The 613-nt window shown below is 43.1% G+C and carries 1 protein-coding gene; it reads left to right on the plus strand.

Annotation, left to right across the window (positions count from 1 at the left end; all coding sequences use genetic code 11):
- The coding region (locus FC33_RS00200; RefSeq protein ID WP_057826617.1) for a type I glyceraldehyde-3-phosphate dehydrogenase at window positions 1-609 on the plus strand (609 nt) is incomplete at its 5' end.
- Window positions 610-613 lie beyond the last annotated feature (4 nt).

Consider the following 613-nt stretch of genomic DNA (forward strand, 5'->3'; position numbering starts at 1 on the left):
GATGACATCATCACACCAGATGCAGACATCATCTCAGCTGCTTCATGTACAACAAACTGCTTAGCACCAATGGCAAAGGCTGTTAACGATGCATTTGGTATCAAAGCAGGTACAATGACAACAGTTCACGCATACACAGCATCACAACACGTACAAGACGGTCCAGACCGCAAAGGTAACAAGCGTAATGCACGTGCTTGCGCACAAAACATTATTCCTCACTCAACAGGTGCTGCAAAGGCCCTTGGTAAGGTTGTTCCAGAATTAGACGGCAAGTTGGATGGTCACGCATTACGTGTTCCAACAATCACAGGTTCAGTAACAGAATTAGTTGTAACATTGAACAAAGAAGTTACAGTTGACGAAGTTAACGAAGCCGTAAAGAAGACAACAGAAGGCAACGCATCATTCGGCTGCAACGAAGACGAAATTGTATCATCAGACATCATTGGTACATCATTCGGTTCAGTATTCGACCCAACACAAACACAAGTTGTAGGTAAGGGCGACGGCCAAGTTGTTAAGGTTGTTTCATGGTACGACAATGAATCAGGCTTCACAGCTCAAATGATCCGTACATTAGAAAAATTCGCAAGCATGCTTAAATAATTAA

Source organism: Ligilactobacillus aviarius subsp. aviarius DSM 20655 (assembly GCF_001436315.1).
GTDB classification, from domain to species: Bacteria; Bacillota; Bacilli; order Lactobacillales; family Lactobacillaceae; genus Ligilactobacillus; species Ligilactobacillus aviarius.